The organism is Xylanibacter ruminicola Ga6B6 (assembly GCF_000687715.1).
Lineage (GTDB): Bacteria > Bacteroidota > Bacteroidia > Bacteroidales > Bacteroidaceae > Prevotella > Prevotella ruminicola_B.
The window spans coordinates 1-13,018 of the sequence record NZ_JHXD01000030.1; the positions used below are offsets into that span (position 1 = coordinate 1).

Consider the following 13,018-nt stretch of genomic DNA (forward strand, 5'->3'; position numbering starts at 1 on the left):
TTAAAAAGCCACCAAAATGATGCACCCGTAGCTCAGTTGGTAGAGCACCTGACTCTTAATCAGGGTGTCCAGAGTTCGAGCCTCTGCGGGTGTACAAAGAAATAGAAAGCAGACCTTTAAGGCCTGCTTTTTTCGTTTATTCATTTGCTTTTATATGGGTGATACAATGATTAGAAATATTGCATTTGATCTTGGCGGCGTGGTGATAGCTTTGAGCTATGAACAGGCTGTTAAGCGTTTCGAGGAGATTGGTCTTCGCGATGCCAGGAAGCATCTTGATGCGTTTTGTCAGAAAGGTATCTTTGGTGATTTGGAGAAAGGCATGATATCGCCTGAAGAATTCCGAGCAGAGTTAAGCCAGCTTGTAGGTCGTGAACTGTCTCACGACGAGTGTATGTATGCCTGGCATGGCTATGTAGAATCTGTGCCACAAAAGAATCTGCAGATGCTGTTGAGATTACACAAACTTGGGTATAAGGTTTGTCTGCTCTCAAACACTAATCCCTATATGATGCAGTGGGCCATGAGTAACGAGTTTGATGGCAATGGCCACTCTATCGAACACTATTTCGACCATCTCTACCTAAGCTATGAGTGCAAACAGATGAAACCTTCTGCTGAAATTTTCAGGATGATGCTCGAAGGTCAGCAATCTTCTGCCGAAGAAACACTCTTTATTGATGATGGACTAAAGAATATCGAAGCAGCCAAAGCGCTTGGTATTCATACGCTCTTCCCAGAGAATAACGAAGACTGGACAGAGCCACTCGAAAGATTGTTAGGTATAGATAAATAATACTATAATAAGAATATTAAAGATGGAATACTTACCAAAAGACCCCGCTATATTGGTTTCGAGCGTGAACATGCTCTTGAGAGATGAGGAGTTTGATACGTTGGAATCACTTTGCTATAATTTTGGAACACAACCGACAGATATCAAGGATTACCTGTTCGGGTACGGATATGTGTATAGCGAAGAGCAACGTCAGTTCCGCCCTATTGGATATAACTCAGAGCAAAATGATAACAAAAGATAGTATCGAGACCGCCTATAGTTTCCTGCATCAAAAGCAGCGCATCTATGTTCACTCCACGCTCGACTGGCAGAAGGATGACATAGAAATGGCTATTGCCGCCTATGCCGACGACATGAGTCAGGAGCTGTTTGATGCCATCAGTGGTGGCAGGACTGATTTCTTACGCGACCACAAGCAGTTTCAAGATGATATTACTAAAGCGGTAGAGATACTCGAAAACATGCTATAATTATAATAAAATCGAGAATATGAGTTTTTTAGATTTAGTAAAGCAGAGATATAGCTGCAGAAGCTATCAGGTGAAGAGTGTTGAACAGGAGAAGCTCGACTACGTGATGGAGTGCGTACGTTTTGCTCCTTCGGCAGTGAACAAGCAGCCTTGGATGTTCCGAGTGGTTAAGAACGAGGCTGAAAAAGAAAAACTGCGTGAGTGCTACAGTCGCGATTGGTTTAATACTGCTCCCATGTACATTATCTGTAGTATCCTGCACGACGAAGAGTGGGTACGAAAGGATGGTAAGCATCATGGCGACATCGACATAGCCATCGCTGTTGAGCATCTGTGTCTGGCTGCAACAGAGCAAGGTCTAGCTACCTGCTGGGTATGCAACTTCGATGCAGAGAAGTGTAAGCAGCATTTTACTTTTGCTGAGAATGAGGAGCCTGCTGTGTTGATTCCTATCGGTTATGCAGCCGATGAGCTGAAGGAAAAGAAACGCAAAGACATGGATCAAATATGCAAGTAATTAGATAGCCGCCAATGATGGCGGCTATTTTTGTAATACTAGAAAAGGCTCGCTTCACAGCGAACCTTTTCCATACAATTACTTAAAAAACTAAATTAATCAACCATAAACCTTAACCATATTATCTATGCTGCAAAAGTACACATAAAACAGGAAATCAATGTTTGTTTATCGTCTATTTATGTTCAATCTACATTATTTAGCGCAGATTAAACAAAATTACACCGATTTTAAACATCGCCAGTCTATGCTACTGCGTGCTTGATGTGACGTGCTGTAGTTTTATTGGCATCGTAGAGAACGGTTATCTCACGAGTGTGTGGATTGTACTTAGTATCCTTCACACCATGGATACGCTCTGCTCTCGCCATCATCTTGGTAGGAGAATCGTGACGACCCAGTTTGAAGGTGCAGATTCTCATCTCAGGATGATATGCATGTCTCTTGTCGAAGTGAGCAGTATGCTTATTATCTACCCTGTCGAAGTGCGTCTTCTTTTTGTCAACTACTGCAACCACTTTCTTATCGCGGTTGTTATGATGCTTATTACCTGCCATTGCTGGCATTGCTGCTGGCATTACCATCATCATCATGGCTGCTATCAGCCGATTAGTGCTAACTATCGTCATCTTCATAATCGTAATCTTTAAATGGTTCAACATTAAGTTATGTGATGGACTCCTATGTTCCTTTTCACACTGCAAAGATATGACGATTATGTGGGATTTGAAAATGAAATCTCCTATACTTAATGAGGGAATACCCTATACTTGCGTAGGATATTCCCTCATACATATCATTAGTTGATGTTGAAAAATCAATAGAACTGCACGCAGACGGGATGGCTGAGAGGTATGTCTTGATGGGTATCGGTTAGCAAGCCAGTCTGACTATCGCGACGGAATACCTGAATCTTGTTGCTGTCGCGGCAGCAGCATAGCAGGAAGCGACCGTTTGGTGTGATATTGAACTGACGGGGATGTGCGCCTGTTGGCTGATACCCGATGCGGGTGAGCTTTCCTGTATTGCTATCTACTGAGAATATGGCGATACCTTCAGCTTTCAAACGGTTGCTGGAATAGAGAAACTTGCCATCGGGACTCAGATGAATGTCGGCACCGCCGCGGGCACCTACGCTGTCGGAAGTGATTTCCTGAAGGGTTTCCAAATGTCCTTGCTTGTAACTAAACACCGTTACCCTACCCGACAGTTCGCTCATCAGATAGGCAAAACGTCCGTTGTTGCTGAACGTCAGATGACGTGGACCTGAATCTGCAGTGATATGAGCAGCCACACCATTAGCTATTACTCTCTGTCTCTGGATTCTATATGAGAGAATGCGGTCGGCACTGAAATCGGTTGCTAACACATATTTCCCGTCGGGTGTGAAACAGGCACAATGCACATGGGCATCATCTTGACGACTGTGGTCTGGGCCGCCCGTTGTACCAAGAAACAAGGTTGAGAGTTCGCCCTTATCCAGGTTGAAAACGCTCATAGAGCCGCCCGAATAATTCGCTGTAAAGGCGATGTGACCGTTTTGTGCCACATAACAGGGATCGGCACCTTCGGTCAGTATCATTTTCTGAAGACGCATGCTGCCATTACGATTCAGACTGATGATGTTCAGCGATGCTTGACTGACATCTGTCTCGCTTACAGCGTAGATATATCGTTTGTCGTTCGAAACAGTAAGATACGATGGATTTTTCATCGCCAGTGAGTCCAAAACTTCAGCCTTGCCGGTTTCCTGATCGAAACTGTAGGTGTAGATACCCTTACTGTCACCATCGGTATAAGTGCCAACAGCCATGGATATGCGTTCTTTTACTTGAGCTGACACATTCAATGAAAATGTCAGAGTTAATAGGAGAATCAATGTTTTCATAAGCTTTTTAATAAGTGGTACATACCATGTTTTGGTTTCCTGGGCGGTGGGCGTGTGGGCGCCTGGGAAATGGAACGAGTGCTGATAGTGCTCTAAGAAGAGCGGTTCGAAGTGCGCCAAAGTGTCTTGTTCGCCAAACAGCCCCCAGATACGTTCTGGATTACGGCATGAATCGTTAGAGAACTGTCGGGTTTCCAGCTCGGCGAATTCGTTAATGAGTGCTTGGTCGATAACAAAATCCTGATTGCCATTAGCACGTGGCGATTTGTATTGCTGGGCACCGATTCGGGGTTTCAGAAACTCGGTCATCTTAAAATGTGGATTACCAAGCAGAGCAGGAATGCCGATAACTGGAGCAATCATCTGGGCATAGAAGGAACCACAGCTGTTGCCTACTAATACGTCGGGCTTTTCGCAATCGCATAATTCTCGGATAAACGCTAAAGCCTCTTTGGGGTGCAAGGGCAGATCGGGAGTAAGAACAATGGCCTCGCCATCGAACGCCTCCTTTAATGCCTTTGCAGGTACACATTGGCCACTGGCGTAGAATCCGTGCAGAAATAGTATCTTAGGAGTATCCATTGGGCGTTTGGAAGGTGTTATGAGATGCCTAAGAGCTCTATTTCGAATATGAGTGTTGAACCGCCAGGGATACCAGGCTGCGAGAACTTACCGTAACCCATCTCGGCAGGGATGTAGAGTTCCCACTTGTCGCCAACATGCATCTGCTGGATAGCTATAATCCAACCCTCGATCAGGTCGCACAACCTGCAAGCCAGAGGTACACCACCACGACTGCTATCAAACTTCTTGCCGTTAATCGTTCGGCCTGTATAATGTGCTGTAATGATGCTGCGAACCGTTGGCTGGGCACTCGCCTGATCGCCTTCGCTTAATACCTTATAATATATACCCTTGGGCAATGCTTTTACGCCCTCCTCTTTTGCTTTAGCCTCCAGCCAATCCTTGTTGGCCTGGATGTATTCACGTTTTCCCATATTTTATATCTTAATTTTTCTTGCAAAGATAGTAGATTTTGCTGAATATTCGAGTTTTATGTGTAATTTTGTGCCCAAAATTAACAAATTATGGGATACATGGATAAGTTCACGAAGTCGGAAGACTTTCGCAGAGAAGAGTTGATACGTATAATCGAGCACTCTGTAGAGCATTTGACTCTACAGGAGCTCGAGGCATTATATTATGATATGACCACCAAGAATTTTATTAATGATTGAGGCGTAAACTCAATTGCTGGTGGCTATTCTCTTCTTAAATTATAAGGATATGATAGTTTCCAAGGAGAATCTTCGAGTTTGAATTTCTTGGCGCCTTCCTGTGTGGCAGGAGTGCGTACAAGGGGAATGTCGGAGAGGTCCATCAGGTAATAATAATAGGCGAACAGCTGGGTTAAGCCGCCTTTTACCGAATAGCGTGCCGAGATATATTCGGGTGTGATGGCATCGTTGCCACGGATGGTTTCTACCTCTTTGTTGTAGGCTATCAGTTTGACTATGGCATTTTTATAGGAAGCTAAGGTTGCTGTTGGCGATTTCTGAATCCAACGTTGTACAAGCTTGCGATTATATTTGGCTACAATCTCGCCCTCGCGTTTACGTCCTTCAATAAACCAATCGGGTGTTTTCTTGGGGTTCTCGACTGCTACACGAGCACGCAGCTGGTCCTCGATCTCCTGCACCTGTTTGCACTCTGTCGACCCGAACCACTCTTTAATCATCTGCTTTACCACGGGCGAATAAATATTGTAATAGAATCGGGGTGCACCACCCTGTTTCTCAAGCAGCCACGACCCTCTGTCGAAATCAGCAGCCTCGGTATGAAGGACGATATCGGTATTCATTTTGTAAAGCGATGTAATAACAGCTTTCATCTTGTCGAGTACCTTATTATATTGTGGCCATTTCTTGTCTACGTGAATGGTATCGAATGGCTGACCTTTGCGCGCCTTCTTGGCAATCTCCATTCGTAGCTTATTAAATCTGTCGCTTTCGGCTTTCAGCTCGGGTTCCGGCTCGTAATTATTCACGCCCTCGTTCAGTGGTCCAACTACACATACTGTATAGCGGGTCATTTTCTCACGCGTGTCAACTTCTGATGGATTAGGTAGTACGGGCAGATTCTTGTAAGCTTCTTCGTATGTGCTATACGAGTATTTCTCTACCAGTGCCTTATGCTCTTCTTTACTGATTTTATAGTCGGTTTGCAAGCCATTTCCTTCTTTGGCGGTATAGTCCCAGAACATGTGTCCACCCAGGTTCTGGGCGTAGTTACGATCCTCAGGTTCTACATAAAGAATGTTAGTTTTTGTTGTTGTACCTTTGCCTTTACTTTTGGCCTGGGTTTTCTTCTGTGCCTGCATGGGAGCAGCGCCCGCTAACAGTAAAGCAGCAACACAGATGTAGAGATGATGTTTCATAAAACTGATTAATTGATTTTTGTTCCTTAATATTTTTTATCGACTGCAAAGATACTAAAAAAAGTGTAATTAAAATATCCTATGCCACCTGACGAACATAAAATATGAAATAAAGAACATTGATTTCTCGTTTTTTATGTCTACTTTTGCACCCGACAACGTGAAATATCGAATATTATATGGATATCAAGGACTTAAAACCAAGAACTGGAGCAGGCAGCTTACGAATAGCCGACAGCGACGAACTGGTGGTTATGGAGCACTTTGGTGGCGTTCCAGCTGGCAGGGTACGTCCCTTAGATCATGGTCTTGTTATTATCTGTACTGCCGGTGTGGCTCAATTTGAGTACGACGGTCATACTGTACAGTTAAGTAAGAACGACTTGTTTTTATTAATGGCCCACTCGGTGGTTGAGAAGTTTATGTCGTCGGTCGACTTTGATTGTCGCGAGCTATGGTTCTCGCGCGGCGAAATGTGGAATATGAATATGTATGTAAAAAACAGTTTGGCCGATCTGTTGCCGCTCAAGCATAATCCTAAGGTAACACTGAGCGACGCCGATGCAGCCCTGTTCGAGACTTACTTCAAGCAACTTAGTTACCACATACGTAACAGTTCGCAGCTACTTTATCCCGAGATTACGCATTCTATTGTTGGAGCCTTCCTGCTCGAAGTTCTATCGGTACTGCGTCGCGGCAATAATATGCTGAAGGATAACAACCTAATTAATAATAGCGGACTGCACGGCAGGAAACTGGCCGACCGCTTTGTACAGTTGGTTGAACAGAGTGATGGACGCATACGTCGCGTGGATGAGTTTGCCCAGATGCTGAATGTTACACCCAAGTATTTGTCGAAACTGCTGATGGACACCATGCACCGTAAGCCCAGCGTGATAGTGGCCTTTTTTACGCTTCAGGCCATAGAGAACAGATTGCGATATACCGATATGACCATGCAGCAGATAGCTGATGATTTACACTTCGCCAATGCCTCGTTCTTTGGCAAGTACTTCAAGGAACACTCGGGCATGACGCCGATGGAGTATCGCATCAAATATCATCAGGACGAAAAGGAATAATCCTACACCTATTATATAATAATACACGAAAATTAATTTATGGCTCTTATTATACAGGATATCGAAACACTTTTGAATTTAAAATTAGTTGAGGCTGATGCCATTCGCGAGCGCAAGTTCCATGTATGTGTTGATGCAGTTAACTCTGACGATTGCATTGTTTTGGCAGAGTTGTTCCGCGCTCTTAACGTTGATTTTCTGATGCTGCAGAACGATAAGTATGGCATTTTGAATCGTACTAAAAAGGATGGGTTCGACCTTGGTTTGGTGGTTGATACTCAAACCTGCAGTTTGTCGATTATTTGCGAAGATGGCACTATGTTTGGTCAGGACTATACGCTGGTTGCTGTGGCCGACTACGTGCTTGGCCGTACTCCAGGTTATACTGTTAGCAGTCTTAATTGCACGCGGGCATTGCACGATATAACGCTGAAACATGATAGCATCCACTACACCTCAGCTGTAGGTCAGACCAGCGTTGTGGAAAAGATAAAAGAGGTGGGCGCTGTAATTGGCGGCGAGGATAATGGTGGCATCATCTATCCCGAGTACAGTTACGAAAGCAGTGTACTGGTGGGCATTGTGCTTTTTCTCAGCAGTCTGGCTCAAAAGCAATGCACGGTTAGTCAGCTGCGTAGTACCCTACCCAACTACCACATCGTAAAAAATCATATCGACCTTGCACCCAGTATCGATGTAGAATCAGTACTTAAGAGAGTTGAGAATCGCTTTGTACACGACGATAGCGCACAGATAAGCGATGTTGACGGGCTAAAGATTGACTTCCCTGATCGTTGGGTATATCTGCACAAGTCGGCTGCCACGCCTGCTATTAGCGTATATAGTGAAGCCAAGAGCTTTGAGAATGCTGATAATCTGGCCAACCAACTGCTGCTGTTTATCTACAATCTTCAGAAGGATATCCTGTTAATCCGCAAAATACATATATGACATAAAAAATTTAAGGGGTATTCTCACGAATACCCCAGAAATAGACTAACCAATTACTAACTAAAAACAAATATGAATTCTTACTTTATTATTCCACGGTTTTTGATCGTGGCATTGAGAATGGCCATGTACTTACTCATCTGTTCGTCGTTAAGTACGTAGCTCATATGCTTCACATCAGTATCGATAGCGCGCTTAACCATAATCTCTCGCTCGCTACTGCTGTACTGTGTAGCATAACTCATCTCAGTATTAAACATGTTGTAGATGTTCTCTACAGCCTCTTTCTGATCGTTGGTCAGATTAAGAGCGTCTGAGAGTCTGTTGATATTGATGTTCAAATCATAAGCAGCAACGTTTGTTGACTCGGGAGCTGCTGCCTCATTTTTTGCAAAAGCTGTAGTGATGCACAGCAAAGCAATCATTGTCAAAAATATCTTTTTCATCTTTTTACCCTTTATTTTCTTTACTCGGAACGGCTATTGTTACCGCCCTACTTTAATAATGTTATCCTAAATCGTAGCCCTTTTGGCTTACGCCGCTTTCCCGTTTGATGGGAAATGCTCAAATATCCTTTATGTCTTTCGACGATGCAAAGGTACGACGATTTTCGATAGTTTGAGCATACTTTGTTTGTTTTGTGTGCGAACACAGCTCTTTTATTGATGAAAATCAAAACAATGCATGTTTGAATCTTCTTAAAACCATACATATTTAAAATATTATTTTGTACCTTTGCAGCCGCAATATTGCAAAACAACTGAAAAAAGAATGTTTTTCCCTACCCACTCGCCTTTATGCGGTGGAAGCTTTTAGATTATGGTTTATTGTATTTCAAAGAAAATGGATGTGGCAGGTAGCCACAAATTAACGCTGCCTTACGACAGCAAGTGTAGTAGTTTACACGGTCATAATTGGACCATTACAGTTTTTCTGGCCTCTACCGAGACTAACGAAAGTGGTATGGTAGCCGATTATGGACACATCAAGAAAGCCATTCACGGCTATCTGGATCACGGCAATCTTAATGAACTGTTACCTTTCAACCCCACTGCCGAGAATATTGCTGCCTGGGTAGTAAAGCAGTTCCCTATGTGCTATAAGGCCATCGTCGAGGAGTCGTTTGGAAACGTAGCTCAGGCTTACGACGATCAGTTCCCCATCGATGCCAAATTCTTGCTGTAATGTATAGAATTAACGAAATCTTTTATTCGCTGCAGGGCGAAGGTCGTCATACGGGCCGTCCTGCGGTGTTTGTGCGTTTTAGCGGTTGCAATCTGAAGTGTCCTTTTTGCGATACCGACTTCAGTGCCGCCACACCTATGTCGGCCGACGATATTATTCTGGCCATCAGTCGTTGGCAGGCGTGTGGTTTTGTGGTGATTACTGGTGGCGAACCATCGTTGCAGATAGATGAGGCTTTGGTGGAACGCCTGCACCAGGCTGGTTATTATGTGGCCATCGAGACCAATGGTACCCATGCCCTACCCGCTGCTATCGATTGGGTAACGTGGTCGCCTAAGGATCAGTTTGCACCTAATGTCCCTGCGTTGGCATTAACCCGCATCAACGAGGTGAAGGTGGTGTTTGATGGCGAGCACGATCCTGAGCGTTATGTAAGTTTGGCCGGCGATGCCTATCTGTGTCTACAGCCTTGCGATACTGGCGATACAGCGCGCAACCAGCAGATTTCCCAACAATGTATTGATTATATTCTGCAGCACCCGCATTGGCACTTGTCGCTGCAAACGCATAAACTGCTGAATATTCAGTGAAGCCACAAAAAATACGGATTAAACGAAAAAAAGAGGCGTAAAATTTGCAGGTACCAAATAAAAATGTTACTTTTGCACCCGCTAAAGGAGACCTGCCGATATGGCTCAGTTGGTAGAGCAACGCATTCGTAATGCGTGGGTCGCCGGTTCGAGTCCGGCTATCGGCTCTCCTCAGCAAAAGTCTGTGATCTTATTCAGTGTTGCGGAATTAGCACATCGGTAGTGCACGGGCTTCCCAAGCCTGGGAGGCGGGTTCGATTCCCGTATTCCGCTCATAGATGTAGAGGGCACTGAGCCCCCTACTATTTTTTATCTTAAGCGCAGACCATCACCCACACGAATCTGGTAGTCGGGCGTCAGATGGTTCATCTTATACAGATTCTTCAGACGGATACCGTACTTCTGGGCAATGGTGTACATCGACTCGCCATCGCGCACGTAGTGCAATCGGCCCTTGTAATCCTTTGGTGCTTTGCGCTGTTTCTTCTTCAGCCAGATAATCTCGCCCTCTTCCAACTTGTCTTTGCGATGACGCTCGTTGTACTTGGCTATCTTACGGTAGCTGATGCCAACCTCTTCACCAATCGACTTGAAGGTGTCGCCGCGACGGGCAATCATATAATAGTTCTTATTAAATATCTTGATAGAGTGCAGCGTAGCTCCGCCCACCTCCTGATCTTTGGTGCGCTGAGCCATAAAGTGATCGTAGCCCTTGGCGTTGTCGTACTGGTAGAGCTTATACATCTGTATAATTTCAATCAGCTTCTCGGCATAAATAGGATTGGTGGCATAACCAGCAGCCTTCAGTCCGCGTGCCCACCCCTTGTAATCGGTGGTCTTCAGCTGGAACAACGAACGGTAACGCTGGTTGGCAGCCAGGAATTTCGAGTGGTCTTCGTACGACTCGTAGGCATTGCTGTACACACGGAAACAGTCGTTACGTGCATCATCGTCGTGATATGTGCGAGGGCCCGTCCAACCATTGTTGCACTTAATACCAAAGTGGTTGTTGCTGGTGCGAGTTAACTCGCTGCGTCCTGCGCCGCTCTCCAACAAACCCTGCGCCAAAGTAATCGATGCAGGTATGCGATAACGCTGCATCTGTTCGATGGCGATGTCCTTATATTGTTCTACATATTGTTGGTAGGCTTGATTCCATTTGATCTGCGAAAACGCTGAAACCGATTGGAAAAAAGCTATGAATACTATAAATTTTCTCATATTATGCATTTTATTTGTGCAAAAGTAATGATTTCTCTCGAATTATTTGTATTTTTGCAGAAAAATATAGGATTTTTATGAGAGAACTGGAGCTAAAGTCGGTTATAAAAGTGTACGCCATGGAAGAACTGGGTGCTGAAGAACGCCACTTGGTAGAGCTTGCTATCGAGGCTACAAGCCGCAGCTATGCCCCCTACTCTAAGTTTTGTGTAGGCGCAGCAGTACGTTTGGATAATGGCGTTGAAATTATAGGTTGCAATCAGGAGAATGCAGCTTATCCTTCAGGCTTATGTGCCGAGCGTACAGCCTTGTTTGCAGCAGGCGCTCAGTATCCCGATCAGCCCGTACGTATGCTGGCCATTGCCGCTCGTGGTACTCATGGCGATCTGGAAGAAGAACCCGTAGGTCCTTGTGGCTCATGCCGTCAGGTTATCATCGAGTCGGAGACTCGTGCCAAAGCCCCCATACGCATTCTGCTTTACGGAAAGAAGTATGTGTATGTGATTGATAGCGTAAGAGAGCTGATGCCGCTCACTTTCTCTGAATTTTAACGATAACATCCCAATCCCGCTGCCGTCGATAAAGTATCGAGGTGGAAATCATAGTCAAGGTTGTCTTCATCAATCTTGATGAAATGGGCTTTTCCTTGAATCTCGTCATCGGGTGATTCCCAGATGATATCGTTGAAATGGGCTGTATCTTCAATCTTGGGTGTTCGTAGCAAACTGTGGGCAAACGTATAGTTAAACGCTGCACTATCTTTGGCCTGTTCGCCTATCAGCACATCATCATCGTAACCTGTGATGATGGTGCCCTCGCACGTTAAGTTGTATAATGGCGCTGTTTGATTGGTAAAGCGTAAAGCTGCCCCGCGCCCGCCTGTAAAGGGATAGAACTGTGCTAGGGTGCAATACACAATTTCTACCATTCCACCGTTGATATTCAGACAATCGCCCATTGCATTCGTTAGCTGACAGTTCTCCAAACGCACGTGAGCATTTGTTAACTTTATGCCGTCGCCCTGACAATTATGCACCACGCATTGCTGCATTTTCAGGCGATAATGGGTGCTATCGATGGCTGCAGAATCGCAAACTAAACCTTGATTTGAATTGCGTATCTGTGTGGTGTTCAGTACGTTATTACTGGATGTATTGTAGAATCTGATACCCTTCCACTGACCAGGTACGCGATCGTACGGCAGATACGAGAACATACGGTCCAGACGGTCGCCACGCATGGTGCAGTTGTCGGTATGCAGTGTTCCATATACCTCCATCCCAGCGTCGGCATGGAAGTAAAGTGTGGTGTTACGGATGGTGAGATGTGCTCCTTCCTTTACGATGAAATCGCCGTATATCACCAAAGGCTTATCTGATTCTATCACCGAATCGCGCTCAATCACCGGCTGCTCACATTTGATAGCATCCCAAGCCCACGCCTTCAAACAAACGCTCTGTTCGGTACCGCTCTCCATTAAAAACACCAATTCATCGGTAATCTCTTTGGGCGCAATCTGATAGGTCTCATACGGCGTTATCTCTACAACCACCAGTATGCTGTCGTTTTTACGAATCTCCACATCGTTGGTTTGCGAGCCATTGTTGTTATCCAGATACATGCCGTCCACATTTACACGAAAGCCGGTCTGGTTACCGCGTTTCAAGCGTACGCTTTGCAGTTTTACTCCATTGTCATTGCGGTTGTTTACCCAGAAGGTATAGGTAGAAGATGCCGTACGACTGAATACGGTATCGAGTTTGATAGTGTCCGAAGGAAAATCGAGGCGCAAGCCTGTACTGGCCGAGAACGAGTCGTCGTCGGCACAGGCCACCAGGCCTAGTATCAGTGATATAAAAAAGAAAATCCGTTTCATCT

General features: G+C 45.0%; 17 protein-coding genes, 3 tRNA genes and 1 pseudogene. 13 read left to right on the forward strand and 8 right to left on the reverse strand.

The annotated features are described in order from the left end of the window. Positions 1–21: 21 nt before the first annotated feature. The 5 genes from T500_RS0113370 (at position 22) to T500_RS0113385 (ending at position 1,786) form a co-directional block, all read left to right on the forward strand. Positions 22–94: transfer RNA gene (locus tag T500_RS0113370), tRNA-Lys, on the forward strand. Positions 95–166: 72 nt separating this feature from the next. Next, positions 167–796 carry an HAD family hydrolase gene (locus T500_RS0113375; protein ID WP_028908533.1) on the forward strand — a complete coding sequence of 210 codons (630 nt, stop codon included), beginning with the start codon at positions 167–169 and terminating at the stop codon, positions 794–796. Between the two features lie 22 nt (positions 797–818). Continuing rightward, on the forward strand, positions 819–1,040 hold the full coding sequence (locus tag T500_RS16725; RefSeq protein WP_080694905.1) for a DUF4250 domain-containing protein: 222 nt from the start codon (positions 819–821) through the stop codon (positions 1,038–1,040). Next, positions 1,024–1,269 (forward strand): hypothetical protein, encoded by a 246-nt coding sequence (locus tag T500_RS0113380; RefSeq protein ID WP_028908534.1) that lies wholly within the window; start codon positions 1,024–1,026, stop codon positions 1,267–1,269. The genes T500_RS16725 and T500_RS0113380 overlap by 17 nt, the downstream gene beginning before the upstream one ends. 19 nt (positions 1,270–1,288) lie before the next feature. Further along, a complete protein-coding gene (locus T500_RS0113385; RefSeq protein WP_028908535.1) occupies positions 1,289–1,786 on the forward strand; it encodes a nitroreductase family protein in 498 nt (165 codons plus the stop codon). Between the two features lie 245 nt (positions 1,787–2,031). On the opposite strand, the gene T500_RS0113390 is transcribed toward T500_RS0113385, so the two are convergent. The 4 genes and pseudogenes from T500_RS0113390 to T500_RS0113410 all read right to left on the reverse strand — a co-directional run bounded on the left by T500_RS0113390 (position 2,032) and on the right by T500_RS0113410 (position 4,672). Continuing rightward, positions 2,032–2,421 carry a hypothetical protein gene (locus T500_RS0113390; RefSeq protein ID WP_155267562.1) on the reverse strand — a complete coding sequence of 130 codons (390 nt, stop codon included), beginning with the start codon at positions 2,419–2,421 and terminating at the stop codon, positions 2,032–2,034. Positions 2,422–2,603: 182 nt separating this feature from the next. Continuing rightward, positions 2,604–3,674: a lactonase family protein gene (locus T500_RS17520; protein ID WP_028908538.1), complete on the reverse strand. Its 1,071-nt coding sequence runs from the start codon at positions 3,672–3,674 to the stop codon at positions 2,604–2,606. Between the two features lie 129 nt (positions 3,675–3,803). Further along, positions 3,804–4,256 (reverse strand): annotated as a pseudogene (locus T500_RS17525) (YqiA/YcfP family alpha/beta fold hydrolase); the annotation flags it as partial. 17 nt (positions 4,257–4,273) lie between these two features. Next, positions 4,274–4,672, reverse strand: a complete 399-nt coding sequence (locus T500_RS0113410) for an FKBP-type peptidyl-prolyl cis-trans isomerase (RefSeq protein WP_028908539.1) — start codon at positions 4,670–4,672, stop codon at positions 4,274–4,276. A gap of 90 nt (positions 4,673–4,762) precedes the next feature. Between T500_RS0113410 and T500_RS17050 the strand changes: the two genes are divergently transcribed. Continuing rightward, positions 4,763–4,912: a hypothetical protein gene (locus T500_RS17050; protein ID WP_155267563.1), complete on the forward strand. Its 150-nt coding sequence runs from the start codon at positions 4,763–4,765 to the stop codon at positions 4,910–4,912. A gap of 23 nt (positions 4,913–4,935) precedes the next feature. Here T500_RS17050 and T500_RS0113420 read toward each other — a convergent pair whose 3' ends face one another. Then, the gene (locus T500_RS0113420) at positions 4,936–6,111 is read right to left on the reverse strand and encodes a hypothetical protein (RefSeq protein ID WP_155267564.1); all 1,176 of its coding nucleotides are present in this window, start codon (positions 6,109–6,111) and stop codon (positions 4,936–4,938) included. Between the two features lie 179 nt (positions 6,112–6,290). Between T500_RS0113420 and T500_RS0113425 the strand changes: the two genes are divergently transcribed. Further along, positions 6,291–7,193, forward strand: coding sequence for an AraC family transcriptional regulator (locus T500_RS0113425; protein WP_028908541.1), 903 nt, complete (start codon positions 6,291–6,293; stop codon positions 7,191–7,193). A gap of 72 nt (positions 7,194–7,265) precedes the next feature. Continuing rightward, positions 7,266–8,144, forward strand: coding sequence for a hypothetical protein (locus tag T500_RS16045; RefSeq protein WP_196243524.1), 879 nt, complete (start codon positions 7,266–7,268; stop codon positions 8,142–8,144). 80 nt (positions 8,145–8,224) lie between these two features. Here the strand turns inward: T500_RS16045 and T500_RS0113435 are convergent, their stop codons facing one another. Beyond that, positions 8,225–8,590, reverse strand: a complete 366-nt coding sequence (locus T500_RS0113435; protein ID WP_028908542.1) for a hypothetical protein — start codon at positions 8,588–8,590, stop codon at positions 8,225–8,227. A gap of 373 nt (positions 8,591–8,963) precedes the next feature. Here T500_RS0113435 and T500_RS0113440 point away from each other — a divergent pair, with 373 nt between their 5' ends. From T500_RS0113440 to T500_RS0113455, 4 genes are all read left to right on the forward strand, one after another. Then, a complete protein-coding gene (locus T500_RS0113440) occupies positions 8,964–9,329 on the forward strand; it encodes a 6-carboxytetrahydropterin synthase (protein WP_036909173.1) in 366 nt (121 codons plus the stop codon). After that, positions 9,329–9,919 (forward strand): 7-carboxy-7-deazaguanine synthase QueE, encoded by a 591-nt coding sequence (locus T500_RS0113445; RefSeq protein ID WP_028908544.1) that lies wholly within the window; start codon positions 9,329–9,331, stop codon positions 9,917–9,919. Before T500_RS0113440 ends, T500_RS0113445 begins: the two co-directional genes overlap by 1 nt. A gap of 94 nt (positions 9,920–10,013) precedes the next feature. Next, a tRNA-Thr gene (locus T500_RS0113450) sits at positions 10,014–10,086 on the forward strand. Positions 10,087–10,121: 35 nt separating this feature from the next. Beyond that, positions 10,122–10,192, forward strand: a tRNA-Gly gene (locus tag T500_RS0113455). A 36-nt stretch (positions 10,193–10,228) separates the two neighbouring features. On the opposite strand, the gene T500_RS0113460 is transcribed toward T500_RS0113455, so the two are convergent. Next, positions 10,229–11,140: a glucosaminidase domain-containing protein gene (locus tag T500_RS0113460; RefSeq protein ID WP_028908545.1), complete on the reverse strand. Its 912-nt coding sequence runs from the start codon at positions 11,138–11,140 to the stop codon at positions 10,229–10,231. 77 nt (positions 11,141–11,217) lie between these two features. Here T500_RS0113460 and T500_RS0113465 point away from each other — a divergent pair, with 77 nt between their 5' ends. Beyond that, positions 11,218–11,691, forward strand: a complete 474-nt coding sequence (locus T500_RS0113465) for a cytidine deaminase (RefSeq protein ID WP_028908546.1) — start codon at positions 11,218–11,220, stop codon at positions 11,689–11,691. Here T500_RS0113465 and T500_RS16050 read toward each other — a convergent pair. Continuing rightward, entirely contained in the window at positions 11,688–13,016 is a 1,329-nt protein-coding gene (locus T500_RS16050; protein WP_080694908.1) for a right-handed parallel beta-helix repeat-containing protein, read from the reverse strand. The two genes, T500_RS0113465 and T500_RS16050, sit on opposite strands and share 4 nt — an antisense overlap. Positions 13,017–13,018: the final 2 nt, after the last annotated feature.

Excerpts from the sequence above, each read along its gene's own strand:
- T500_RS0113380 (WP_028908534.1), top strand. The coding sequence starts at position 1,024 with ATGATAACAAAAGATAGTATCGAGACCGCCTATAGTTTCCTGCATCAA.
- T500_RS17520 (WP_028908538.1), bottom strand. The coding sequence starts at position 3,674 with ATGAAAACATTGATTCTCCTATTAACTCTGACATTTTCATTGAATGTG.
- T500_RS0113445 (WP_028908544.1), top strand. The coding sequence starts at position 9,329 with ATGTATAGAATTAACGAAATCTTTTATTCGCTGCAGGGCGAAGGTCGT.
- T500_RS0113410 (WP_028908539.1), bottom strand. The coding sequence starts at position 4,672 with ATGGGAAAACGTGAATACATCCAGGCCAACAAGGATTGGCTGGAGGCT.
- T500_RS0113425 (WP_028908541.1), top strand. The coding sequence starts at position 6,291 with ATGGATATCAAGGACTTAAAACCAAGAACTGGAGCAGGCAGCTTACGA.
- T500_RS17050 (WP_155267563.1), top strand. The coding sequence starts at position 4,763 with ATGGGATACATGGATAAGTTCACGAAGTCGGAAGACTTTCGCAGAGAA.
- T500_RS0113465 (WP_028908546.1), top strand. The coding sequence starts at position 11,218 with ATGAGAGAACTGGAGCTAAAGTCGGTTATAAAAGTGTACGCCATGGAA.
- T500_RS0113440 (WP_036909173.1), top strand. The coding sequence starts at position 8,964 with ATGGTTTATTGTATTTCAAAGAAAATGGATGTGGCAGGTAGCCACAAA.
- T500_RS0113390 (WP_155267562.1), bottom strand. The coding sequence starts at position 2,421 with ATGAAGATGACGATAGTTAGCACTAATCGGCTGATAGCAGCCATGATG.
- T500_RS0113385 (WP_028908535.1), top strand. The coding sequence starts at position 1,289 with ATGAGTTTTTTAGATTTAGTAAAGCAGAGATATAGCTGCAGAAGCTAT.
- T500_RS0113435 (WP_028908542.1), bottom strand. The coding sequence starts at position 8,590 with ATGAAAAAGATATTTTTGACAATGATTGCTTTGCTGTGCATCACTACA.
- T500_RS16050 (WP_080694908.1), bottom strand. The coding sequence starts at position 13,016 with ATGAAACGGATTTTCTTTTTTATATCACTGATACTAGGCCTGGTGGCC.
- T500_RS16725 (WP_080694905.1), top strand. The coding sequence starts at position 819 with ATGGAATACTTACCAAAAGACCCCGCTATATTGGTTTCGAGCGTGAAC.
- T500_RS0113375 (WP_028908533.1), top strand. The coding sequence starts at position 167 with ATGATTAGAAATATTGCATTTGATCTTGGCGGCGTGGTGATAGCTTTG.
- T500_RS0113460 (WP_028908545.1), bottom strand. The coding sequence starts at position 11,140 with ATGAGAAAATTTATAGTATTCATAGCTTTTTTCCAATCGGTTTCAGCG.
- T500_RS0113420 (WP_155267564.1), bottom strand. The coding sequence starts at position 6,111 with ATGAAACATCATCTCTACATCTGTGTTGCTGCTTTACTGTTAGCGGGC.